Below are 25456 nucleotides of genomic sequence, written 5' to 3' on the forward strand. Positions count from 1 at the left end.
GGGTATATAATGTTTCGGATAAAATATATCGTGTGTATTGATGCTCTTATTGTCTGTACGGAACATTGATATTTATTTTTCCTGCCCATTTTTTTGGCACAGGTTTTCCTAACGTCCAATGTATGGCATTAATCAGTAACCGTTGAAAACTTGCTACAATAAAATCATCGGGATGACCGAGTGTCGTGGTGAAAACTTTTCCTCCGGCGGCGGTTTGCCAGGTCCAAGCCACAGGGTTTTCAACTGCTTTTTTATCTGGATCTACAGCTTTCCCCATTAATAACCAAGTTGATCCTTTTGAAGGATAATCGGGTACTACATGATACAACCAGGAGCGTACATGAAAGTTTGGATCTACTCCTGTTAAGATCGGATTTTTACTTTGTGCGGGAATAATGGATACATCGGTACTGGAATTATGACCGTAATGGGTATGACCACCTTTTCCCCATCCCGGAGGACCTCCTAAAGCAAATTCACCAAAAGCATTCCATTTTTCCAAGGGATGTCCACTGGGATAATTAAAAGCATGTGTGCTGGTTCTGAAGCCAATAACCGGCTTTCCGGATTTTAAATAATCATCGATATGTTTAACTTGATCGGCAGGTAATCGTCTCCAACGAAGGTAGAAAATAGCAAGATCGGCATCTTTTAGTGCTTCTAGTCCCGGGATATTTTCTTCTGAATTATAGTCAGGACTTGCTTTTAGCACCAAAGTTCGCATGCCATAGTTTTTTTCCAGTTCGGCTGCTATCATAGGCAGGGTTTCTTCGCCACTGTATTCGTGGTCACCCGTTACAAATACAACTAGAGGTTTTTTGACTGTTTTCTTTTTGCTTTGACCAGCAGATGGAGATACATTTGATAGCAATATGCCTATTGTAATTAAACATATAATGCTTTTTAGATGCTTCATTATGGTTTTATAATTAGGTTTAATTGTATAAACGAGGAACAAATAGTACTGTAGAAACCAGTTTGTTATGCCGTTCGGTTTAACTCAAATATATAAATAAAATAAACGTAAAACAAGATAAAACGACCGGAAATGTTGTACATTAAATACGGTCATGTATGGTCAACTATGAATTGGTTTTTTAAGTATATGACGTTTTATATGAAACGATGATCAGCTATATCTTAGCTTTAAATTGGTAAAATGTAAGGACTATTGATAGCTATAGTCTTTTCGTTTTCTTCAACTTTTTAATTCACTACACTGCTATAGGTACCACTTCTTTCTTGTTTTTCATGTAAAGGTATAATCCTCCAAAAGCAAAGATCAATAGGATAGGAAGTATTAACGTGATCTGTAATACTTCGGGGCCAGCTAGGTTTTTAGCTGTTGTGTATGCCAAAGCTTCTGCCGTTCCTTCTGTTGCTGAACTATACAGATCGAGATTGGAGCCAACGGGAAGATGCTTGATTATTAATCCGTCATAATAGCTGCCCATGATCATCGTATAGATGGAAACGGCAAACATGCCAGCTCCACCGATAAGATTTAAACCCAAAGCTCCAGATTGTGGAATATTTTCGGCAACAAAACCGATCATAGTTGGCCAGAAGTAACACACACCGATACCAAAAATAATTGCTGCAAAGAAAACAGCGTTACCTGTAAAGCTACCAAGCATATATAGACCTGCTGCTGCAAAGATTGCTGAAAAAAGGAGCACACCTTGGGGTGCAAGTTTTTGAACAATTGGTTTTGCGAACGCGCGGCCTATTACCATAATTCCAGTGGTAATCGTAAGTAATAAAATGGCGTTGTCGGTTACATTTTTAAGCAGTAAACTAATCCATTGACCGGTAAATAGTTCTGTAATAGCAGTCATAAACATACATAGAAACAGGAATAAAAATAAAGGAGAGCCTACTGCTTTGTACATGTCTGTAGTGGAATATCCTGAGGATACCCGTTCTGTAACGGGGAAATCAAGCTTTGAAAAAATATAGCCATAAATAACTGTTGGAATTAACATTATCCCAACTTGGAACTGCCATCCGATGCCCAGATGGACAAATAGCGTGACCAATAAAGTACCTATCACAACACCTCCTGGAAACCAGAGATGGAAATAGTTGAGTCTTGTTGTCTTTTCTTGCGGATATAGTGCGGCCACTAATGGATTACAAGCGGCTTCAACCGTACCATTTGCAATGCCAATTAATAATGTGGAGAAGAAAAGACTCCAATAGCCTTGTGCAAAGATGGTCAATAGAATACCTGCTAAATGAAAAAGGAAAGCCATCACCAGAAGGCGTTTCATCCCGATGATGTCAACAATAAAACCACCGATAACGATGGCAAGTGGAAATCCCCAAAAAGCTGTAGCTGTGATGGTTCCCAACTGTGTCGCATTTAATTGAAAATCAATGCCGAGTTGATCCATCATACCCGCACGGATACCGAAAGAAAGCGAAGTGACTAAAAGAGCGAGACAACTTGCCCAAAATAGTTTAGATGTTTGAATTTGATGCATATAGTTAGGTTAAATTGATTAGTTTAAAAGTATTTCATCCATAAATATCCAAGCTGGTTGTCCTTTTCCGGCGTGCCATTCTGGTAGTTTTTTGAAGTTTTTACCTACAATTTTGATGCAGGAGATTGGTTGCGATTTAAATTTTACTTCCATCTTGATAAATGCATCTGCTTCATCTTTTTGGGGCATTGGATTTTTTACACGTTGCAATAAGCGCATGTTTTTTTCGTTAGTACCACCCCATACTTCAAGTTCCTGTGGGGGAAGGATATGTGTCGGGATTTTTTTCATCATGTTGACCGATATAGATTTGAGGGGTAGCTGTTTTTTGAAAAATAGCATTAATGCCATGTTTTCATTGTAACCGATCCATTTGCCATTCTGGATGTCAAAGCTGCCGAGTTGTAAATCTGTCAATGTCTTCGGTCCGTCACCTTTATATTTTTCACTTGGCGCTACTATAAATGCAATGCTGTCGGGGCTGTAGCGACTTTGATAAAAGTTAAAAGTCAAGACATCACTACCATACCATCCGGTTTTATATGCTTTAGTTTTTAATGTAACGGACTCTTTAATTTCAATTTCTTTGTCGTAAAGAGGTGACTTTAAACTATCGGGTTCAGTTCCATCGGTTGTATACCTGATCTCTACACCGTTGATGGGATGTTTAATCTGTAATGGTATTCTATTTTTGAAAATAGAAACGGTTGTACTTAAATGTGGCTGGTTTAGCTTTATGGGACTCTTTCCGTCGTCTTTAAAGCCTGTAATAATGCGAATTCCTTTTCCTAATTGTTTCAATTGGCCAATTTCATTTTCCTTTATATCAGTTCGCCATAATGATAGCTCTTTTAGGTTTTTCATAGCAACAAGTTGCTTCACGGTATTGAAATTTACTGCTGTACCAGATAGTGATAGGGTATTTAACTGTTTTAATGGAAGTAAATGCTTCAGTCCGTCGCCTTTAATAGCTGTGAAGTTGAGATTCAGTTTGCGTAAATTTTCAAATGTGCTGATCGTTTTTAGGTCTTCGTCTTGCACAGGTAATCCATTTAAGTTGAGAGATACAATCTGTCTTTTTATTTCTGTCAATTCTTTTAGCGCTTCTGGTTTGTAAATCGTTTTGTTATAGATATTAACAGACAAAGCGGGGGAGCCTTTATCGAGGATGGAAATAACCCGATAATCATTATTTAGTTTTTTGACCGTTGCCTCTGATGCCGCTGCAAAATCATATTGTTGTGCCATTGAAGGTGATGGGCCTAAAGTTGTAGAAGCCAGTATGCGTAAAGAATCTTGCTGAGGTAAATCGATTACTTTTTTATCCAATTGCGCATTTCCTTTTATCCAGAGGGTAAGTATAGCTATTTCTGTGGCAGTAAGCTCGGGCTTTCCTTTTGGGGGCATTCGTTTTTCATCTTCAATTGGAAGATGCAGACGTTGCAATAATAAACTGATTTGGGGATTGCCGGGAACAAATAGTTTTCCATTTTTGCCACCTTTTAGCATAGATGCTGCGTCAGTGAGGTTTAAGCTTCCTTTTGCTTTTTCCATATTGTGGCAACTGGCGCATTTGGCTGTAAAAATAGGTAGAATCACGTCTTGATAGATCATCGCTTGCTCTATTGAGACTTTTTCTGGGGCGGGTGTGACAGGAGCGAGCACGAAATTTTCGCCATGGGTCAATATGGCTCCATAATGCCCCGTAAGAAGAAGTGAAATAATGGTGAGCACGGCAAACATCTTTGAAAGTGGAGAATTGTACCATGATTTTTCCCGTATCCAATAAATGAAAGAAGATATAAAGACAAGACTTACGCCGGTCCATTTGTGCCACTGTAAAGTACTTCCGCTGTAACCATCTTCTTGTGATAGTAATAAACCCATAATGACCGTTACTGTTGCCAAGAAAATACCACTTAGCAGTAGTCCCGATGTAAATTTGTGATATAGGGTTAATGTTGCATAGGATTTATTGTAACGAAAAATTTCAAGTAGCATCGCCAATAGCAATAGCACAATTGGAAAATGTAGTAGCATGGGATGCATTCTTCCAAATGATTGAAGCCATAGTGGTACCGAGATCTGTTTTCCAAATATTAATAAAAAGATGATAAAAATATTTAGCGCAAATAGTGCATGTTCTGTAAATCCTTTGAAGGTAATTTTCATATAAAAATTAGACTCGTGTAAATTTATAGGGATATACTTTTCCTGATGCCCATTGTGCTACGTAGATATTTTCGTCGTCATCGATGCAAACATCATGTGGGTTATGTAATATTTGTAATTCTTGGGCCATGGGCTGTAAGGTGCCATTGCTATATACTGGGACGGTACCTCCAATATTGGATATTACCTTATTGTTTTTGTCTAGAATCGTGACGAAACCACTGTCTGCTTTATTGAGATCAGGAGATCTTAAAACAGCAGCATAAAGATTTTCATTTTTTATGACTGGTCGACAGACACATGCTCCTGGCAATGCGATGACTTCTAGGAGATTGCCGTTCATATCAAAACGTTTAAAGCAGTTGCGTGTACGGTCAGTAGCCAGTAAGGTCGGATTTCCACTTCTTTTATCTACGCAAACCCCATGAGCATTGTCCAAATGTTTTACTTCTTTTCCTCTTCCTCCAAAGTAGCCCTGTAGCTTCCCGTCAGCATTATAATGAAAGACATATTGCAAGCCATAACCATCGGCAATATAGAAATCGCCATTGTCTGCAACAGCGACTTCAGTCGGTACAAATTCTTCCTTTTTTTGATATAACCCGGTTTCCATCGGACAATCGATGGTTTTTAATATCTTGCCATCTAATGTGGTTTTAAAAACCTGATGTCTATCGGTATCTGTAATAAATAGCGATTCTTGTTTGCCTTCATTGGCGATGGTCAATCCATGTGCACCTGGAAAATCATGGCCCCAGGAGTTTAATAATTTACCCGATTCGTTATAAATTAATATATTATTTTTAGTTTCATTGGTTAATAGTATAATACGTCCTTTTTTATCTTGGACCATTTCATGGCAGTCATTTACTGGGTTTTTGAGCGGATTTAATTGTCCCCATTTGTTATCAAGTGTGTAGCGCATGTTATGATGTCCGTATATTGGACCTTTTGGTTTGGCCATGAGGTCCTTCATAATGAAGAAACTTGCAGATAAGGTTGCTGTATTTTTGATAAATGATCTTCTTTCCATAAAAAATAAGGTTATACTAAAATGTCATTGATTACTTTTCCTGCTACATCGGTTAATCTATAACGTCTGCCTAGATGTTTATAGGTGAGTTTTTCATGGTTTAATCCGAGCTGATGTAGGATTGTGGCATGAAAGTCATGCACATGAACAGGATCTTTGATGATATTATATCCTAGTTCATCGGATTCACCGTATACGATTCCCGGTTTGACTCCACCACCTGCCATCCATATACTGAAGCAACGGGGATGGTGATCACGGCCATAATTATCTTTGGTCATGGCGCCTTGACTGTAATTGGTCCGTCCAAATTCTCCTCCCCAGATGACGAGTGTTTCATCCAATAGACCTCTTTGTTTGAGATCTGTAATTAATGCTGCCGATGCTTGGTCTACATCTTTTGCCTGACCTGCCATTTCTGTGGGTAAGTTACCATGTTGATCCCATCCTTGATGATAAAGTTGAACAAAACGAACTCCGTTTTCACTAAGTTTTCTGGCAAGTAGGCAATTGGCCGCAAAAGTACCGGGATTAAGGCAGTCTGCGCCATACAGTTTGATGATATCATCGGGTTCTTTAGAAAGATCGGTGACTTCTGGAACTGCAGTTTGCATACGATAGGCCATTTCATATTGCTGTACTTTGGCATTGATCTCTGGATCACCAAATTCCTGATAGGAGAGATCATTCATTTCGGCTAATTGATCAAGCATTTTTCTACGTTCGAAGCGATTTAAGCCATCAGGGTCTTTTAGATAAAGTACCGGATCTTCACCACTGCTGAACTGTACGCCCTGATGGGTCGAGTCTAGAAAACCGTTGCTCCATAATTTGGAGTAAACACCCTGACCATTACCCTTTCCCCTTGATAATAATACGGTGTACGCCGGGAGGTTTTTATTTTCACTTCCTAGACCATAACTAAGCCAAGCACCCATACTGGGTCTGTTTCCTTGTTGTGCACCACTTTGAAAAAATGTCAGTGCGGGATCATGATTGATCGCTTCTGTGAACATAGATTTAATGATGCAAATATCATCAACGACTTTTGCTGTATGTGGGAATAAATCGCTGATCCATGCACGCGATTCCCCATATTGCTTGAAATCATAATAAGAACCTACTAACGGAAAGGACGCCTGATTGGCAGTCATACCTGTAAGCCTTTGTGCTCCCCGTATGGATTCAGGAAGCTCTTGGCCCATCATTTCTCTGAGTTTGGGTTTATAATCGAAAGATTCGAGTTGTGATGGAGCCCCATTCTGAAAGAGATAAATTACACGCTTTGCTTTAGGAGCAAAATCTGGAATACCCGAGGGAAGTCCTGCTTGCTCAAAGCCTCCTTCAAATAGATCGGGAATGAGCAAAGACCCTAATGCTACACTGCCTAAGCCTAAACTTAGCTTTGAAAGGAATCGACGTCTATTGAAATTAAGACCATGTTCTAAAATATTTTTGTCCATAATTTAGGATTTTGTAATGGTTTCTTCTAAATTGTATATAATGGTAATTACGCCCATTAACGCAGCAAGTTGTGTCTTATTGACTTTCTGATCTATAGGAAACTCTCCGACGGCCAAGACTTTATCAGCATTTGCTTTTTGTTTGAATGCATTTAACTGGTCGGCATAATAAGTTGTTAATCGTTTTATTTCTTGTTCCTTGGGTTTACGGCAGACTATGCGACGAAATGCGGTTATTATTTTGGTCTCCGGAGTTCCTTTGTCTTGTAGTAAGCGAGCGGCCAGTACTCGAGAAGCTTCAAGTACGGTTGGATCATTCAACATCGCAAGTGCTTGAAGAGGAGTGTTGGTATTAAGCCGCTTAACTTCACACTGATCTCTATTACTGGCATCGAAAATGGCCATCACCGGAGGTGGTACCGTTCTTTTTATGAATGTATATAAACCTCTTCTGTATAAACTCGCCTGGTGGTCTTGTCGGTATGAGGCTAATAATCCACGACCTGATGTGGCTGCTTCCCATAACCCTGCCGGTTGATAGGGTTTGACACTTGGACCACCGATGGTTGGAACCAATAATCCGCTACTAGATAAGACGACATCACGGACATGTTCTGCCGGAATACGGTAACGGGGAGCGCGAGCGAGAAATATATTGTCCGGGTCAATGCTAAATTTATCAGGATCTATAACCGCAGATTGTCTATATGTTGCTGAGAGGACGATCTGCTTAACCAGCCGCTTAATGTTCCAACCGTTATTCATAAAATCAACTGCTAGCCAATCTAATAATTCTGGATGTGAAGGTAATTCTCCCTGCATTCCAAAATCTCCTGATGTTTTGACCAGGCCTCTTCCAAAATATTCCTGCCATACCTGATTAACAAATACACGGGAGGTCAATGGATTTTGTTTATCAAATAACCATTGTGTTAAACCAAGTCTGTTTTTAGGGTATTTTTCACTAAATCCCAATACTGACTTAGGGGTGCTTGCCTGTACGACTTCTCCGTGGGCATCATACACACCTCTGTTGAGTACGTAGGTTTTACGGAGGGTGTCTTGATCACCCATCACAGATACGATCAACTTATTGGTATCTTGTTTGTTGACAAACTTTAGGATGTCTTGGACATCAGCATTACTGATTTCCATGAATGGTTTTTTAGCGAATGTCTCCGGCCCACCAACCGTTGATTCGAGTCCCACTTCTTTGACATTATTGAAGAAAGCGGTCATTTGAAAATATTCTTTTTGTGAGAAGGGATCATATTTATGATCATGACACTGTGCACACTCTAAGGTGATTCCTAAGATTGCTTTTCCAAGTGTATTTGTTCGATCTTTTACATACTCTACACGGTATTCTTCATCGATTACACCACCTTCTTCTGTTATTTTATGGTTTCGGTTAAAAGCTGTTGCTAAAAGCTGTTCTTTAGAGGATTGAGGCATCAGGTCGCCCGCGAGTTGCCAGCTGATAAATTTATTATAAGGAGTATTGTTGTTAAAAGCGTGAATAACCCAGTCTCTCCATGGCCACTGGCTACGGTAATTGTCGTCTTGGTAACCGTGCGAATCTGCATATCTGGAAACATCCATCCAGTGTAAAGCCATTCGTTCTCCATAAGCAGGGCTTGCCAGTAGGGTTTCTATTACCTTTTCGTAGGCATTGGGACTGTTGTCTGCCATAAATTTATCCATCATCTGCAGTGATGGAGGTAGCCCCGTAATATCCAAACTAACTCTTCTAAGTAATCGTTCTTTGTCGGCTTCGGGATTTGGTGCTATTTTTTTATGTTCCAGTTTATCAAGTACAAAATAATCGATTTCATTTTTTACCCATGTTGTGTTTTTTACTTTGGGAACCGCAGGCTTTTTGGGTGCTGTGAAGGCCCAATGTTTTTCATATTTAGCACCTTGTTTGATCCACTTCTCAATAATAGCGATTTCTGTTGCGGTTAAAGTGAGGTTTGTAGCTATGGGTGGCATTATATAAGATGTGTCTTTTGATGAGATTCTCAAAAATACTTCAGAATTTTTTGGTTCAAATGGTACAATACCGTGCGCTGCGGCATTACTCTTTAATGCTTTATAGGCTTCTTCAGGTATATCGAGGCGTAAATCTGCATCGCGTTTATTTGCATCGGGACCATGACAGGCAAAGCATTTATCGGAAAGAATAGGTCTGACATGAAAATTATAGCTGATACTGTCAGGTATAGGTTCTTCACTCATCTGATTTGATGACGGTCTATGGCATGCCTGTATCATATATATACAAGCGAAGATCACGAGCATAGAATAAATAGGTCTTCGATACATATTTACGAGTTGTTAGTACTTGCGTGTGATACGCAATTGGTTTGCTTGTTTATAATTGGTGACTTTTATAAATCACTGGTTTAATCAAATTTAATCAGATGAAACTGGAGAATCTGACTCAATATTACCCCAAACTAATGTTATATGAACATTCTTGTGAGATCGTGTTGCAATAATGCGTTCAAACTTACTTAAAGCCCATCTTTAGGTTTGTAACTTATTTGTTGAAATTTATTTAGGTTAATATTTGCCTGTTTTCTATTAATATAATGAATTAATTACATGCTGTTTAGCGGTATCTTTATTTTTATTAGTTTGTTTAATCAATCAAAACCATCATTTACTTTGTAGAGGCTGTGAAAAATTGTCTTTCAGAAATGAAAATAAACCTGGGGTAAAATAGTATCTGTTGAAAATTAAAAGTAGAAATATTATCAATACATCAAAAAATATTAAACCAATAAAATGAATAGAAAACTACGAATGGGAATGGTCGGTGGAGGCAAGGATGCTTTCATCGGTGCGATACATCGAATTGCGGCTCATATGGACGGATTAGTGGAGGTCGTTTGTGGAGCTTTAAGTATTAATCCTGAAATAGCTAAGGAGAGCGGAAAAGCGTTATTTCTTCCTGAAAACCGAACTTATCTCAATTTTGAAGAAATGATTGAGAAGGAGCGGCAATTACCTGCTGATGAACGTATGGATTTTGTGACAATCGTGACACCTAATTTTGCGCATTTCGCCCCTGCTATGTTGGCATTGGATAATGGCTTCCATGTCGTTATTGAAAAACCGATAACTTTTAGTCTAGACGAAGCTCTACAGTTGAAAAAGAAGGTAGAAGAAACAGGCTTGCTTCTGATGTTGACACATACTTATTCTGGATACCCTATGGTAAAGCAGGCTAAGCAGATGGTTGAAGATAATGCTTTTGGTAAAATCCGTAAAATATATGTGGAATATCCGCAAGGATGGCTAAGTACGCTCACCGAACGTGAAGGTAATGCAGGTGCCGCTTGGCGAACTGACCCGACAAAATCAGGGAAAAGTGGAGCTATGGGTGATATCGGTACCCATGCAGCACATTTAGCGGAGTATATTTCTGGTTTGAAAATATCACATCTTTGTGCAGATCTGAATACGATGGTAGAGGGACGAAGATTGGAAGATGATGGAAATGTTTTGTTGAAATTTGACAATGGTGCCGCTGGTGTACTTATGGCTTCTCAGGTCGCTGCAGGTGAAGAAAATGCATTAAAGATTCGTATATATGGTGAAAAAGGCGGAATTGAATGGGCTCAGATGGAGCCCAACACTTTACTTGTAAAATGGCATACAGAACCCACCCAAACGTATCGGGCAGGAACAAATGGTTTTCTTTCTGATATTGCGAAATTTAATTGCAGAACACCTGCCGGACATCCGGAGGGATATCTTGAAGCGTTCGCAAATTTGTATCGTAGTTTCTCGTTGACTTTATCGGCGCGATTGGATGGTGAGAATCCTTCAGGTTTATTAGATTTTCCTTCAGTCGATGAGGGTATCAGAGGAATGGCTTTTATTGATACGGTTATTAAAAGTGGTGATAGTAATGAAAAATGGACTGTTTTTGAAATAAATAATTAGAAAATGCAAACACTTAAAGGACCTGGTATATTTTTAGCGCAATTTTTGGGAGAAAATCCTCCATTTGATAATTTAGAATCCATTTGTCAGTGGGCGCAAAAGATTGGATTTAAAGGCGTGCAGATACCAACTTGGGCAACGTCTTATTTTGACCTGCAACTTGCTGCTGAAAGCAAGGATTATGCACAAGAGATAAAAGGGATTGTCAATAGCTATGGACTCGAAGTAACAGAGTTGAGTACACATCTTCAAGGACAATTGGTTGCAGTACATCCGGTATATGATGATCAGTTTGATGGTTTTGCTCCCGAAAAGTATCATAAAAATCCTAAGGCAAGAACAGAATGGGCAGTAGAGCAGGTGAAATATGCTGCTAAAGCTTCTCAGCATATGGGTTTAGATGCCGTTGCGACCTTCAGTGGTGCTCTTTTATGGCATACGGTTTATCCTTGGCCTCAGCGTCCTAATGGATTAGTTGAAACCGGTTTTAATGAATTGGCAAAGCGTTGGCTTCCAATCTTAAATGTTTACGAGGATTACGGGATTGATCTTTGTTATGAAATCCATCCTGGAGAAGATTTACATGATGGGGTAAGTTATGAGCGTTTTCTTGAAAAGGTAAATAACCATGCGAGGGCCTGTTTATTGTATGATCCTTCGCATTTTGTTTTACAAGCAATGGATTACCTGTCTTATATCGATCATTATCATGAGCGTATTAAGATGTTTCATGTCAAAGATGCCGAGTTTAATCCAACAGGTAAGCAGGGTGTATACGGCGGATATTCCAATTGGATAGACCGCGCAGGCCGTTTCCGGTCGCTTGGTGATGGACAGGTAGATTTTAAGTCGATATTCAGTAAACTGGCAGCTTATGATTATAAAGGATGGGCTGTGATGGAGTGGGAATGTGCACTGAAACATCCTGAGGATGGTGCAATAGAAGGTGCTAAATTTATTGCCGATCACATCATTCACGTAACAGATAAGGCTTTTGACGATTTTGCTTCAACAGGGAGTGATGAAGCTTACAATAGAAAATTGATTGGATTGGGTTAGTTTATTTTTATTCATAAATCTTTAATAAGGGGTGTCTATTAAAAATAATAGACACCCCTTATTCGTATTCCTTAAATTGTTTTTACGTGTCGATGTGTAATATTATCGTCGCATTTTTGGAATGATAGTCAAATGATGATTAAATTTAGAAGATCGATGCCAATTGGATTAATTTATGAGAAAAATGCAAATAAAGAATTTTTATGATTACTATCAGCCTGATCGTTGTGAACCGTTAATTCATGCTTCGGAGAACGGGGCCGTGCAGATGAAAGGTCTTAGTCGATTTGATTATCCAGGACAGGAATTACCGGATGCTATTTTGCCGGGAATTTATAGTATGGGTTATTGGGATGCTAAAACTGATCAGAACTGGGGGTTGGACTGGCATCGGAATGAAGGAATAGAATTTTCGTTTATGGAGTCTGGTAGTTTATATTTTTCTACTGAAAGTGAGACTGTTCATCTTCACCCCGGTAGCTTAACCATAACTAAACCGTGGCAATTACATAAGGTCGGTAATCCGATCGTAACGATAGGTAAGCAATACTGGATTATTATTGATGTTGGTGTGAGGCAACCTCATCAAGAATGGAAGTGGCCTGACTGGATCATTCTTTCAAAAGAAGATTTAGAATATCTGACCAAGATCTTACGTGAGAATGATGTCAGGGTTTGGCAATCGGATAAGAAAATACAAGAATGTTTTATCGAGATAGGGAAGTGTCTGGATCATGCGGAAATAGAAATTCCGCAATCTAGGCTTAATATTTTAATCAACAGCTTATTGCTGGAGATCTTAAGTCTCTTTAAAAAGGGAGATATTGAGTTTGACCAATCGTTAACACACAATCTAAGAACTGTTGAAATCTTTTTAAACCATTTGCGTACCGATTTTGAAAAATCATGGACACTTGAAGATATGGCAGAACACTGTGGACTTGGAAAAACGAGTCTCTCAAAGTATTGTAAGCATTTAACAAATATGACTCCTGTTAATTATTTAATTAATATCAGATTGGAGGCCGCAGCAAAAATGCTGATTGATCAAGAGGAGGAGCACGTCACCAACCTTTGTTATTCCTGTGGTTTTACTAGTTCTCAATATTTTGCTACTGCCTTTAAAAAAAGATTCAAATGTAGTCCGAGCGAGTATCGTATCAGATTTAATAATGGATATATGGGAAAGATTGCTTAAATTCTGATTTCTATTTATGAAAGCGGAATTGTGGTTTTTAATGGATGAAAATATGTTCATTATTTAACAACGGTATATATTAAACATGTCGCATATTTTTTAGTGCTATTTTTAGCGTTGTCAATACATTTTTTTATTCTTTAGTTTAGTGGCGCTATAAGTCGATAGAAATTATAAAGAGTAAAAATGTGCAACGTGTGATTGTAAATAGGGAATTTAATCACCAACTAAACCACCAATAAGATCAATTAATATGAAAGTACTTCCATTTACTTTGCTTATACCTGATGGTAAGAGTATGCTATCGGAAAGGGTTGAATTGCCACATTTTTATCAGCATATGCATCATCATAATGAATATGAAATTACTTGGGTAGAACAGGGTGAAGGAACTTTGCTAGTTGGAAATAATATGCATAGTTTTCGTTCAGGAGATATTTTTCTTATTGGAGCAAATGTCCCACATGTATTTAAATCTAATCCGGAGTATTTTAAAATGAAAGATCGGTTAAAAATTAAAGCATGTTCATTATATTTTAATCTTTCGGGGATATTATCGGGTTTATTCCAATTGCCAGAGATGTATGTGTTACGTTCGTTTTTAAATCAGAATAAGCAAGGTTTTCAGATACCAGGCAGGTATACAGTCGATATTGCAAATCTAATGCTCCGACTTCATAATGCTAGTGGTGTGGATGTACTGTTACAGTTACTTGTCTTATTGAACCAATTGAAAGAAATGTCACCTCATTTATTACCATTAAGCAACGATGTGTATTCGTCTGATCTTAATGCGAATGAAGGAGTTCGGTTTGATGCTATTATCAATTATATCATGCAAAACTTTAATAGTCAGATTACTTTAGAGGATGTTGCAAATGAGGCACATATGACACCTCAGGCTTTCTGCCGTTATTTTAAAAAACATACCGGAAATACTTTTGTTACCTTTCTTAATGAGATCAGAATTAATGATGCCTGCAAAAGCTTATTGACAGGAAAACATAAGGACCGTATATCTGGCGTTGCATATCAAGTGGGATTTAATAGCTTGACAAATTTTAACCGGGCTTTTAAAAGTGTGGTTGGGCAATCACCAAAAGCTTATATAAATGCCTATCATCATGTTAGCAAAGGAAGTTCTCTGACAACTGTCTAATTTTTTTCTTTAGATTTGGATGGCAGTGCAATGATCCATTTTACTTAAATAATGTATAATAGAATATGCTTAGGGCTACGGAAATTAAATTTCCGATCAGATAATAGTCATTATAAGCCGCTTCTTTTTTGATGTTTTCAGGAGTGTCTTCTTTATCCGCGCGTTTAAGTCTTGTTCCTAATTTTAAAGCGCCAAAGAGTGTGAGCACATGTGGAAAACCTTGACATAAACTATAAGTCATAAATAAACGTTCCAAAATACCTTTTACTGTAGATTTAGGATCAAACTTTTTGTTGTTGACCGATTTAGGCGTGAAAAGCCAAAATAGAAGACTAAGAAGGACTTCTGAAAAAAGAATGATTATTATTTTATAAACGAAGTGCATGGGGCAGTTTACTTATTGATTTTAAAATTGTTTTAGTTGCTTCATAAGATGAAATATTTAAAGTTTTCTCACGTTTCCAAATCTGAGATCTTGTTTTATTTATTTTTTCAGCAACAATCTTATAATCATTAAATTTAATAAATGCAGAGATTAAATTATAATCTTTCTCGGGATTCCATTTGTCAATGATATTTTCGAAGATAAGAAATGTATTGTTTAGAAGAGAGTCTAAATTAATATCTCCGATCTGTATGTAAAATCTTTGAGAATTGGTCTTCATACTGTTGAGTTTGTATCGTGCATCGCGTAATCCTTCACCTAACATTTCATAGGCAATTCTCTTATTAATGTTGGTTTCAATATCACCGTAAATAAGCACGTAGCGTAATTGAAAATCAAACCCTTGTATGATAATTTCTTCTTCTAGTGCGATAATGATATTTAATGCTGTTTCTAAATCCTTTGTTAGTCCCTGAAATTCATCGCCAAGTGTGATGGTAAGCGGAGATAATAGACTGTTTTCATAATCATGATTGATTTTGCTTACTGTTTCTTTAAAGTTTTGCATCAACAATGCTTGATTTTTTTGACCGCTTCCAATCACATCGCTCATCAATATAAAGTGTTTCATGATAAATGATTTTTATTACTTTATGTCAAATATAATGAAACAAAGTGTTTTATTTCATTAAAAATGAAATTACAAAAAACATGGAAGCATTTTTTTAATAGCTCTTGACTATAACTGATTAGTATTTTGAAATGTTTATGAGTTTTCTTTAAGTAGATTTTCTAATACTGTTGTTAGATGTTCTATTTTGATATGACCATTCACAATCCGATTGGTTCTCATATCGACTAGAATATAACGAGGGTATGACACTATGCCGGCTTCAACTTGGAAAGCCGGGTATTGCTTTGAATCTAACCAATAATTGATAAAGTTAAAATTGTGGTTTTGTAAATATAATCTCCAATCCTGCATTTTACTGTCCATCGATATGCTTATAAACTTTAATTGACTTTGATCTGCATATGCTTTTGATATTCTTGAGAATTCGGGATGTTGCTGTCTACAAGGGCCACATGCAGTGTGCCAAAAATCAATAACTAGATAGTTTGAATTACCACTAACTTCTTTTAGACTTTCAACCTTATTATTTTGCGATGTTAATGTGATTAAAGGAAATAGAGCGTTTTTCTTATCACTATAGGTTAAAATCATGTTGTCATAGGCATTATAGAGTAAAGTTGCTTTTTTACTTCCAATAGTTGCAGTATCGATGCGTAAAACCGTGTTTAAAATTTGTTCTCGATTTTTGTATACATGCCCCGAATTTACATAGTAAAACGAGGGGTTAGCTATCATAGATAATAACATCTCATAGGATACCAATGATTGAGGATAATTATTCAAAATAACTAAATATTGCGCTAGTTTGTTACGATCCCATTCTTCTTGACGGCTATTATCAGTTTGTAATAGCGGATCGCCAAATTCCCTATTTATTGCTACGATTTTTTGCATCTCCTCATTTAAAATCGAATTTTTAACATATACAATTTTTGTGTCATTATCGATACTGCAGTTTATATTTTTACGATCAATAATTACGGAGATTAAATCTCTATTGGGATTAATGTCCCCATTGCTAAAAGCTATATTTAATGCATTAAAATCTTTATAAATCGAATCAGAAACGATAAAAGTTTCTGAACCCGAAATATCTTTCGTTATTTCTTTTTTTAGTTTAAAGCTAAAATGCTTATTGACAATTTGCTGCTGATCTAATTTGCTACCTTCATATAACCGATAAATATATTTCGGAATAGGATTTTTTCCATAAATATTGCCATAAATGGTCACTTCTTGTGCTTGCGCAGTTAACTGACAAAAAATAATTAACAAGATAATTTTAACTATTCGTATCATATATTAATAGAATTTTAGATTGGTTTATAATGATATATTTTTTATCTCTAAATGAATATAAAGATTAAATTCCACTCTATCTCATTAATGGGGAAATTTAGTTATTTAATTTATTTGTAGATCTAGTGAGTGAAATGTTTAAATAAAGCATTTTTAATAAGAATGCCAATCAATCATCTCTGTTAAAATATATTGTTAATTGCGTTAATCCTTTTATATTTATGCCTGTCGAACATAGACACAATCAATCCTTTTTTATGTTAAAGAAATCTTATTTAATTGCTGTTTTTTTGCTTTGCTTTTGCCTTGTTCATGGTCAAAATCGTAGTAGTCGAGGAGGAAATGTAACTGTATTTTCGGATCGGGAAGCCTTCTATTTATATATCAATGGGATTCAATATAACGAACTGCCCACGAAACAAATCAGAGTGGAGCGTATGAAAGACCATAGCTACGATATTCAGATTGATTTTGTCGGAAGAGAAAAATCGACACTTTTAAAAAGGGGTATTTCAATGGTTAATGAAGAAGGTTCTTTTTTGGATTTGACTTATTTGGCTAATACCTCCAGAAGTAACAGAACCCGTAGTTTGACTTTGTATGCTTTGTTTCCTGCTGAAGAGGATATGCCTGACTCGCGAACAGCACAGGTATTTGTTTACGGTAGACCTAAGCAAATCATGGAGGGAGAGTTTGATCCAGGATCTGGCCGTGATGATTATTATGGAGAACAAATGACGAATGCAGAGTTTAATGCTTTTTTGAAAACGATAGATCAAGCTGGATTCGATAATGATAAATTGAAAATAGCTGGTATGACTGCTCCTCAGGTTGCATTTTCAGTGAATCAAATCAAAGAGATTCTTAAGAAGTTTTCTTGGGATGAGGGTAAGATTGCTTTTGCAAAAATGGCCTATCCTAATTGTCCGGAAAAAAGAAACTACATAACAATAACTGATCAACTGGCTTTTGGAGATAGTAAAAATAAATTGATGGATTTTATAAAAAATCAGCCTGTCGATCGTGATTATCTGGAGAGAATGACTGAGGTTGAGCTGAATGATCTGATTAAAGCAATGCGGCAGAATGGATTTGATGACGACAAACTTAAAGTACTTGGAACTGTAAGCGGAAAGGTCGCTTTCCCTGTTGCTTCGATTAAAAGAATTCTCAAAGAATTAAGTTGGGATCAGGGAAAGCTATCTGCAGCACAAAAGCTGTATCCGAATTGTATAGATAAACGGAATTATGCAACCTTGATAGGAGAGTTTACTTTCTTGGATTACAAAGATAAATTCACAGCATTTGTGAGAAATCAAAAATAAGTAAAGCTCTAATCAAATAAGGATCGCTATATATACAATATACAGCGATCTTTCTTTTTTGAGACTTAAGGATGCTCAGTCACAGAGATCGATTCAATAGGCAATTTACTTTCAAGCCATTGTAAGATTTCGATATATACCTTTTCTTTGATCGATTCATTGAGAAGTTCATGACGCATCATGGGATGCAGGTGGTATTTTACATCCTGATTACCATGGTCCATAAGGTCTTCAGCGGTCTTAATAACACCTTTTCCAAAATTACCTATAGGATCTTCTTCACCGCTTTCTAAGAGAAATGGAAGTTGATTTGGAATACCATCCGTCCAGTTTGGACCGGAACCACGATTGGCAACATATGCGGTCGCATAAAAAGCGTTGTTCGAAAATGGAATTCCACATAGTGTATCAGCTAAAAAATGGTCTCGGTTTTCTTTTGCTAAACTCAACCAGTTGCTGTTTTTTTGGTTGGGCTCGTCTTTAAATTTTTTATTATTAAATGCTCCAAATGAATGATTGATAAAACTCGATCGGGTTTTAGGAAACATTTTGTTCAATAAAGCGAGTAGTCTTTCTCCCACAACTGCGGCTTTATCCATTGTGCCTGTACCGATGAGTACGGCGCCGTGGAATAGATCACCAATTTCTTGTAAAACACAACGGGTAATAAAAGAACCCATAGAATGTCCTATAATAAAATGTGGTAGATCGGGATACTGTTTTGAAATTAGTCTTGCCATCTCAATACCATCATCTACTAATCGGACTCCCGGATTTTCACGTTGTATAAATCCTAATGCATCTTTATTTTTAACGGAGCGGCCATGTCCAAGATGATCATAGGTCATTACTACAAAACCGTTTGTTGCGAGAAATCTTGCGAAATCATCATAACGTCCACTATGTTCCTGCATACCGTGCAATATGAGTATTGTTGCTTTGGCTTTTTTCTCTGTGGGGAAGTAAAGAGTTTTAAAGATGTCGTGCGTACCGCCTATGGTATCTGTAATCTCGTGGAAACTGGATTCAAGATGTATCATGCTTAATAAATCAATTGGGGTAAATCCTAAAAATATCTATTTGAAATGTTTGATGCTTGATCTTTAATCCAAAATTATGGCCTGTTGATGCACAAACAATAAACAAATGTAAGATAAGTCTTTTTTACTTAATTCTAGAAATTGTCTTTTATAGATTATTTGGAATGTTGCTGAAATTATGATTTATTGATAAGACGTTTCTTATTGTTAAGATAGCCTACATTTTTTATTCAAAATTTCTTTTTGTAAAATACGGTCATTTATGCGAGACTTGCTTTCAGCTTAGCGAGTAGGTCGCTGGCTTTCGTATTGTCTATACTAATTTTTCTGATTGTTGCTCTTTTTCCTTTATCTTTTTGTTTGATTATTTTTAGCAGATCTTCAGTATATTCATTTTTGTATTTACTAATGTCAAATGGTTTGCTATGTTGCTTTATGAGTTGAAGTGCCATATCCATCTCATTCTTCTGAATTTTGATTGTAGTTGGTAACTTCAAATCAGAGATAGCCCTAATTTCTTGTTCGTATCGGATTTTATTAAGCAATAATGTACCCTTGTAGGGTCTGACTATGGCAAGGTGTTCAACATTGCGCATGACGAATGATCCAAGTCCAGCAGTTTTACTTTTTTCAAGTGCTTTTGTAAGTAATTGATAAGCTTTTTCCCCACCTTTCTGCGGTTCTAAATAATAAGGAGTGTCAAAATAAATACTATCTACTTCGTTGAGTTGTACAAAAGCATGTAAGCCAATAATCTTTGTTTTTTCTGGACTCGCTTCTTCAAAGTCGGCATCTTCCAAGATGACATAATGATCTTTAAGAAAATATCCTTTTACAATATTTTCCCAAACCACTTCTTTTCCGGTTTTTTCGTTTACTCTTTTAAATTTAATATTAGCTTGGTCTTTACGATCGAGCATATCCAGATCTAGATTACTACTTTCAGTAGCACTATATAATTTAATTGGAATATTAACAAGCCCAAATCCTATAGCTCCCGTCCATATAGCGCGCATAGTGAATGAATTTTACTGTTTACAACTAGGAATTAAATTCTTTAAAAGTTTATCTCCAGTTTATAGGGAACAAGTCTGTTTTAGTCTCCTTAATACTTGATCGATGTATTCCGGAAATTGCGTTAAGGCTTCTCTTAAGTGTCGTTCACCTTCTATGAATCCTTCTCTTCGTGCAATTTCTAGCGCGGAAAGGTATACTTTTTCAAGATAACCATCTGGCATTTGTACAGAATCTAAATCAGTGTTGCTCATAGCTTTAAAATTAAATATTGATGTTTTTCTTTGTTGACTGATTTGGTATAGCTTTAAATTAATGATAATTGCTATCCTTAATATATAACATATTGATATGTAAATAGTTTTAATTTAATATGTTATTTTTAAATTGTTTTGAGGATTATTCTCATGTAAAAGTTTTATTAAACTCAAGATGGTATTTATAGAAATTTGCAATTATTTATCTTCTAAATGTCGCGGAAATAATACGTAATAATTTGTACAGTATCGGTGTGTATATATGGAGATTTTGAGCAGTATAAGGGACTGACTGAATAATGGAATGGCAGGTAAAAGCATAATCGATAAGAATCGGTTTAGGCTGTTTCGACAAATGAAAAAGAGTTGAACAATGCTTATACCGTGCATAATCTTCTGCGTTCCTTTTTAAGAAATTTAGATTTACTATTCCCTTCATTTATGATGGAAAAAATTAAAAAAAGTAAAGTACAGCCCCTAAAGAAAGCAGGGAAATGATGACCCAAAGTATTATTCCTTGAAGTAACGGTTTTATCCCCATTTCGATAATGAGTTTACGGCTTAGTCCACAACCTATTACGAAAAGTGTTAGTGTTAAACCTGTTTTTGCAAAAGAAGTGAAGATATGCTGATAGTTATGGATACTTGGTATATAGCTATTTGCCAACATGGCTACTACAAAAAGTCCTATAAACCACGGAATTTTTACTTTTGGACCATTGGTTTTAAACAAATAAGCTGCTAAAAAAGCAACAGGTATGATCCATAATGCTCTACCTAATTTAGCTGTTGTTGCTATTGCTAATGCTTCAGGACCATATTTATTGGCAGCGCCAACTACCGAGCTGGTGTCATGAATAGCGATAGCACTCCATATTCCGAATTGAAGTTGCGAAAGATCAAGCGCATTTCCAACTGCAGGAAATATAAACAGTGCTGCAGCATTAAGGGTGAATATAGTCCCTAATGCAATAGAAAGTTGTTTTTCTTGTACTCTGATAACAGGGGAAATAGCCGCTATTGCGCTTCCTCCACAAATAGCTGTGCCGACAGCTATTAGGAAAGATGTTTTATTTTCTATTTTCAAAAGTTTACCAAGGAGATAACCAAAAATTAATGTGAATGAGAGGAAGGTCAACGTTAATAGAAAACTTGTTTTTCCTGTTTCTAACGCTTTGTCTATTTGCATACCAAATCCTAAGCCAACAACGGAAGCCTGTAATAAAATATGCGTTGCTTTTTGATTAAGATGGAGATAGGGATGCCCAACTGTTTGGGCAATAACTATCCCTAATAGGAGCGCTATAGGAGGTGAGATGAGTGCTGGTATACAGCAAGTGATAGCTATCGTTACAAATATAATTTGTCGGATACGATTATTCCTTATAACTACTATTTTGTCCTTAATTTCCATCTCTATCCTTTCGTTACTAGTCCTGTTTTGATTTGTGTTTTTGACTGATACAAATGTCGTGAACACAAAATTTTGATAGAAATGGTGATTTGTTATTGGGTATTACCTATGGTTATGATTTCTTATTCTTATTTGTTATAGGTTTATTAGTGGAAAAGTTGAGAATTTAGTTTACACTATGTTACTTTTAAAAAAGTGCTTTAGCTGACTTGGCTTTAATTGTAAGGGAAGAGTTTTAGAATAAATCGCTTTTAACTTCGTCTGAAGTGTCGGATTTGATAAAATGGAATAATGAGGTGTCAAAGCTATACGGTATCAAATGAATTCCTCAGAATTATTTCATTGGTCTGATGGAAAGATTGTTGCTATCAATGTTAAAAGAGAGTTTTTATTTAAGAAATTAAAACAATATTTGAAGGAAAATAATTTTAATTATTATTGGAGCTTCGTTGTCGGTCAGAAGTTTTACTTCTGACCTTTTTTATGCATTTGATTTATGGCTAATCTCTAAAGTCATTGTTTTTATTTATTGTTTTTACAGTAGGTTATATTAACCTATTTAGAATGTAGAGATATTCTCATGCATTTAAAAATAGATTTTTTGAGCTTTTAACATTTAGTAGCAGATTCTTAAATACTTCCATTACGAATTGAATATACTATTTACATTGATAATTTATTAGGGTTTGCTGCCTGTATCATTAAGCACCACTTTTTTTAAAACTACAGATAACAAAGATGTCTTAAGTAGTTAATTTTTATTTTGTTTTTTTTGACTATCATGTAAGATTGCTGTGTTCATGTTTAATATTTGATTTTTAAATAAAAAATTAATAAATTTATATAACCAATAAAATCAAAGCTTATGCGAAAGTTATTTCAAAATAATCTTGGACTAAGATCTATAGTACTGTACATTTTGATATGTATACTCGTTGTAGCTATCAGTGTTGTTTTTCTTCAATATCATAAACTCATAATTGTAAATGCTTTAGATAAAGCTTCTATAAATGGGACTTATATTCTTTACTCTTTGCTTGTAATAAGTTCATTAACTCTTGTAACGACATTTTTTGTTTCTCCCATATTCTTTTTTGAATATCTACAAAAGGAAAATGTTGATTATGCTTTGGTGAAATTGTTACCCTATTTGCCTATGGTTAGTGTATTTGGTGTATATTTTCTTTTATTTAGACCTGGCTATAATGATTTTACTAGTGAGGATAAGTGGGGTTTGGTAGATACTGTTTATGTGATATTGTCTGGAGTGACTGTATTAATTGCTGGTGTTATTGTTTTACATTTTATAAAAGGTTTTCAGTCTATTTTTAAAAATGCGATGGTTTTTGCCTATAACAAAAGTTATGGTAAAGCTGGAGATCAGTTTCGTTTAGATGATTTTAGAAAGCTTCCAATAAAAGAAAATGAAGAGCCAAAGTATGAGGAAAATCCAAATGACGAACTGATTAAAAGGGTTGAGAAGTTAATTAGTTCTACAGAAGAGCTGGAAGTTGAACCCATTGGAGATGTTAATTTTAATATCGTAATTTATGTTTACGGTGATGGTTTTGATTACTGTTTATTAGATTCCGGACTGGATATTCCGTTTATCTTTGGTGATGAAAATCCGGAAATAGTATTAGCAGAGTGTCACTTTTTACATATTAATATAGCTTTATATTTTAGGGTAGATCAAGTGTATATTTTTAATTTTGAAGATAATTATGTTGTTTTAAATCCCGCCATTGATCGAAATTTACATAATATTAGAAGTAAGCGTGTGAATGAAAAACTAAATAGTTATCGTGTTAAAGGTAAACCTTCTGGTTATTTTCATATACATCCAAGTCTAGGTCATGAACTTCGTGCAATTGTAGATGGGTATGCAAATAAGCGTTTCAATCACTAATATTTGCCGTTCAATTTTATCGGATACTTATTTTTCTTTCTTAGTATGAGTTTTAAAATAGCTATTGTTCTTTTTGTCATAAATTTTATGATATAAAAATAATCATCAACATATAATAAATCAATTGTTTCTTCTAATAAATTACGATTGATATAGTTTTTCATTATTGTACTGGGGGAGAGGTTTGATAGGATTTTATTTTTATATTTTTTAGGAGTTATGAGTTTAGTTCACTAACTTCATTATTGAAAAAAATGATTTATTGAACCAATATTCTGAAGCAAATATGCTTTTGGGATAGACCTAAACTTGCTCTAATGATCTTGACCGTCATTGTATTAAGCTTGTTTTTGCTAATTGTTCTTATTACACAGGCAAAAATAAATGCTTTTCTATCTTTTTTAATAGTTTCTGTTATTTCTGGAATTTTGCTGGGCATGCCTTTGGATAGTCTTATTCTCGCTATTGAAAAAGGTATTGGCTCAGTAATGGGAAGCCTCATGTTAATTTTGGTACTAGGTGCTATGCTTGGGAAAATTGTTGCAGATAGTGGAGCCGCCGAGCGTATAGCGGCAGTCATGGTGCAATTAATGGGAGAGAAGTATATCCAATGGGGTTTGATGCTAACTGGTTTTATAGTCGGAATCCCTCTTTTTTATGGAGTAGGATTTGTCCTGTTAGTGCCACTGATATTTTCAATATCCTATCGCTATAAACTTCCTGCCGTATATATAGGTCTTCCTATGCTCGCTGCATTATCAGTGACACATGGATTCATACCCCCGCATCCTTCTCCTGTGGCACTAGTGGCATTATTTCATGCCGATATGGGAGTAACATTGATTTACGGGCTGCTAATTGCAACTCCTGCAATAATTATAGGAGGTCCTATTTTTGGAATGACACTACGAAATATAAGACCAAAGCACGAGCTGTTTTTTAAACCAGTTGGTACTGAAGTAGGTAGTGATTATCGTGTGCCCAGTGCATGGATTAGTTTTTTAGCCTCGCTATTTCCAGTTTTTTTATTGATTATAGGTACAGTTCTTCCTTATGTAATTGATACGGATAATGAAAAATTATTGTCTTGGATGAAATTTATTTCAAATCCAACCCTCGTTATGTTACTGGCTATTTTATTTGCAGGATATAGCTTGGGCATAAAACAGGGACGAAGTATCAAGTCAATTATGGAGATCTTTGATGGAGCTGTGAGAGATATAGCAATGATTTTATTTATTATTGCAGGCTCAGGTGTATTCAAACAAGTAATGGAAGATAGTGGGGTCAGTTTGGCACTCGCTAATTATTTACAGACCTTACCCATTCATCCATTGGTTTTAGCGTGGTTGATAACTGCTGTAATACGAGGATGTATCGGTTCTGCAACAGTGGCTGCGTTAACAGCGGCTGGTGTGTTATTGCCATTAGCTACAGGTGGGCATATTCATCCAAGTTTGATGGTTCTCGCAATTGGAGCAGGCAGTTTGATGTTTTCACATGTTAACGATGCTGGTTTTTGGCTATTTAAAGAATACTTTGGGTTGAGTGTAAAGGATACGCTTCTATCATGGTCAATCATGGAAGCTATTGTATCTGTTGTCGGTTTACTTGCTGTCCTAGCGTTGGATATGATCATTACTTAAAATTTAATT

The 25456-nt window shown here is 36.0% G+C and carries 20 protein-coding genes; 7 read left to right on the forward strand and 13 right to left on the reverse strand.

The window, feature by feature from the left end; all coding sequences use genetic code 11:
* Positions 1-46: 46 nt before the first annotated feature.
* From ACFS6I_RS06625 to ACFS6I_RS06650, 6 genes are all read right to left on the reverse strand, one after another.
* A complete protein-coding gene (locus tag ACFS6I_RS06625) occupies positions 47-916 on the reverse strand; it encodes a ThuA domain-containing protein (RefSeq protein ID WP_380919020.1) in 870 nt (289 codons plus the stop codon).
* 298 nt (positions 917-1214) lie between these two features.
* Positions 1215-2486, reverse strand: a complete 1272-nt coding sequence (locus ACFS6I_RS06630; protein ID WP_380919022.1) for an MFS transporter — start codon at positions 2484-2486, stop codon at positions 1215-1217.
* 18 nt (positions 2487-2504) lie between these two features.
* Positions 2505-4658, reverse strand: coding sequence for an FN3 associated domain-containing protein (locus ACFS6I_RS06635; RefSeq protein ID WP_380919024.1), 2154 nt, complete (start codon positions 4656-4658; stop codon positions 2505-2507).
* Positions 4659-4665: 7 nt separating this feature from the next.
* Positions 4666-5691, reverse strand: a complete 1026-nt coding sequence (locus ACFS6I_RS06640; protein WP_380919025.1) for a hypothetical protein — start codon at positions 5689-5691, stop codon at positions 4666-4668.
* Between the two features lie 11 nt (positions 5692-5702).
* Complete coding sequence (locus ACFS6I_RS06645; protein ID WP_380919027.1) at positions 5703-7154, reverse strand: DUF1501 domain-containing protein; 1452 nt, start codon at positions 7152-7154, stop codon at positions 5703-5705.
* Between the two features lie 3 nt (positions 7155-7157).
* On the reverse strand, positions 7158-9392 hold the full coding sequence (locus tag ACFS6I_RS06650) for a PSD1 and planctomycete cytochrome C domain-containing protein (RefSeq protein WP_380919029.1): 2235 nt from the start codon (positions 9390-9392) through the stop codon (positions 7158-7160).
* A 552-nt stretch (positions 9393-9944) separates the two neighbouring features.
* On the opposite strand from ACFS6I_RS06650, the gene ACFS6I_RS06655 reads away from it, so the two are divergent.
* From ACFS6I_RS06655 to ACFS6I_RS06670, 4 genes are all read left to right on the forward strand, one after another.
* Complete coding sequence (locus tag ACFS6I_RS06655) at positions 9945-11108, forward strand: Gfo/Idh/MocA family protein (RefSeq protein WP_380919031.1); 1164 nt, start codon at positions 9945-9947, stop codon at positions 11106-11108.
* A 3-nt stretch (positions 11109-11111) separates the two neighbouring features.
* Positions 11112-12167 carry a sugar phosphate isomerase/epimerase family protein gene (locus tag ACFS6I_RS06660; RefSeq protein ID WP_132842492.1) on the forward strand — a complete coding sequence of 352 codons (1056 nt, stop codon included), beginning with the start codon at positions 11112-11114 and terminating at the stop codon, positions 12165-12167.
* 184 nt (positions 12168-12351) lie between these two features.
* Entirely contained in the window at positions 12352-13365 is a 1014-nt protein-coding gene (locus ACFS6I_RS06665) for a helix-turn-helix domain-containing protein (protein ID WP_380919033.1), read from the forward strand.
* 253 nt (positions 13366-13618) lie between these two features.
* The gene (locus tag ACFS6I_RS06670) at positions 13619-14524 is read left to right on the forward strand and encodes an AraC family transcriptional regulator (RefSeq protein WP_380919035.1); all 906 of its coding nucleotides are present in this window, start codon (positions 13619-13621) and stop codon (positions 14522-14524) included.
* Positions 14525-14564: 40 nt separating this feature from the next.
* Here ACFS6I_RS06670 and ACFS6I_RS06675 read toward each other — a convergent pair whose 3' ends face one another.
* The 3 genes from ACFS6I_RS06675 to ACFS6I_RS06685 form a co-directional block, all read right to left on the reverse strand.
* A complete protein-coding gene (locus ACFS6I_RS06675; RefSeq protein ID WP_132773924.1) occupies positions 14565-14909 on the reverse strand; it encodes a hypothetical protein in 345 nt (114 codons plus the stop codon).
* Positions 14893-15540, reverse strand: a complete 648-nt coding sequence (locus tag ACFS6I_RS06680) for a SatD family protein (protein WP_132773922.1) — start codon at positions 15538-15540, stop codon at positions 14893-14895. The genes ACFS6I_RS06675 and ACFS6I_RS06680 overlap by 17 nt, the downstream gene beginning before the upstream one ends.
* Positions 15541-15675: 135 nt before the next feature.
* Positions 15676-16842, reverse strand: a complete 1167-nt coding sequence (locus ACFS6I_RS06685; protein WP_380919037.1) for a TlpA family protein disulfide reductase — start codon at positions 16840-16842, stop codon at positions 15676-15678.
* A gap of 257 nt (positions 16843-17099) precedes the next feature.
* On the opposite strand from ACFS6I_RS06685, the gene ACFS6I_RS06690 reads away from it, so the two are divergent.
* Positions 17100-18167 carry a DUF4476 domain-containing protein gene (locus ACFS6I_RS06690; protein ID WP_380919039.1) on the forward strand — a complete coding sequence of 356 codons (1068 nt, stop codon included), beginning with the start codon at positions 17100-17102 and terminating at the stop codon, positions 18165-18167.
* Between the two features lie 65 nt (positions 18168-18232).
* Here the strand turns inward: ACFS6I_RS06690 and ACFS6I_RS06695 are convergent, their stop codons facing one another.
* The 4 genes from ACFS6I_RS06695 to ACFS6I_RS06710 form a co-directional block, all read right to left on the reverse strand.
* Positions 18233-19207 (reverse strand): alpha/beta fold hydrolase, encoded by a 975-nt coding sequence (locus ACFS6I_RS06695; RefSeq protein ID WP_380919041.1) that lies wholly within the window; start codon positions 19205-19207, stop codon positions 18233-18235.
* A gap of 260 nt (positions 19208-19467) precedes the next feature.
* Positions 19468-20223 carry a non-homologous end joining protein Ku gene (gene ku, locus ACFS6I_RS06700; RefSeq protein WP_183912360.1) on the reverse strand — a complete coding sequence of 252 codons (756 nt, stop codon included), beginning with the start codon at positions 20221-20223 and terminating at the stop codon, positions 19468-19470.
* Between the two features lie 60 nt (positions 20224-20283).
* Entirely contained in the window at positions 20284-20475 is a 192-nt protein-coding gene (locus tag ACFS6I_RS06705; protein ID WP_183912362.1) for a hypothetical protein, read from the reverse strand.
* 457 nt (positions 20476-20932) lie between these two features.
* Positions 20933-21892, reverse strand: coding sequence for a YeiH family protein (locus ACFS6I_RS06710; protein ID WP_380919043.1), 960 nt, complete (start codon positions 21890-21892; stop codon positions 20933-20935).
* Between the two features lie 865 nt (positions 21893-22757).
* Here ACFS6I_RS06710 and ACFS6I_RS06715 point away from each other — a divergent pair.
* Complete coding sequence (locus ACFS6I_RS06715) at positions 22758-23801, forward strand: hypothetical protein (RefSeq protein WP_380919045.1); 1044 nt, start codon at positions 22758-22760, stop codon at positions 23799-23801.
* A gap of 317 nt (positions 23802-24118) precedes the next feature.
* On the forward strand, positions 24119-25447 hold the full coding sequence (locus ACFS6I_RS06720) for a GntT/GntP/DsdX family permease (protein ID WP_380919047.1): 1329 nt from the start codon (positions 24119-24121) through the stop codon (positions 25445-25447).
* Positions 25448-25456: the final 9 nt, after the last annotated feature.

The organism is Sphingobacterium anhuiense (genome assembly GCF_042686355.1).
Lineage (GTDB): Bacteria > Bacteroidota > Bacteroidia > Sphingobacteriales > Sphingobacteriaceae > Sphingobacterium > Sphingobacterium anhuiense.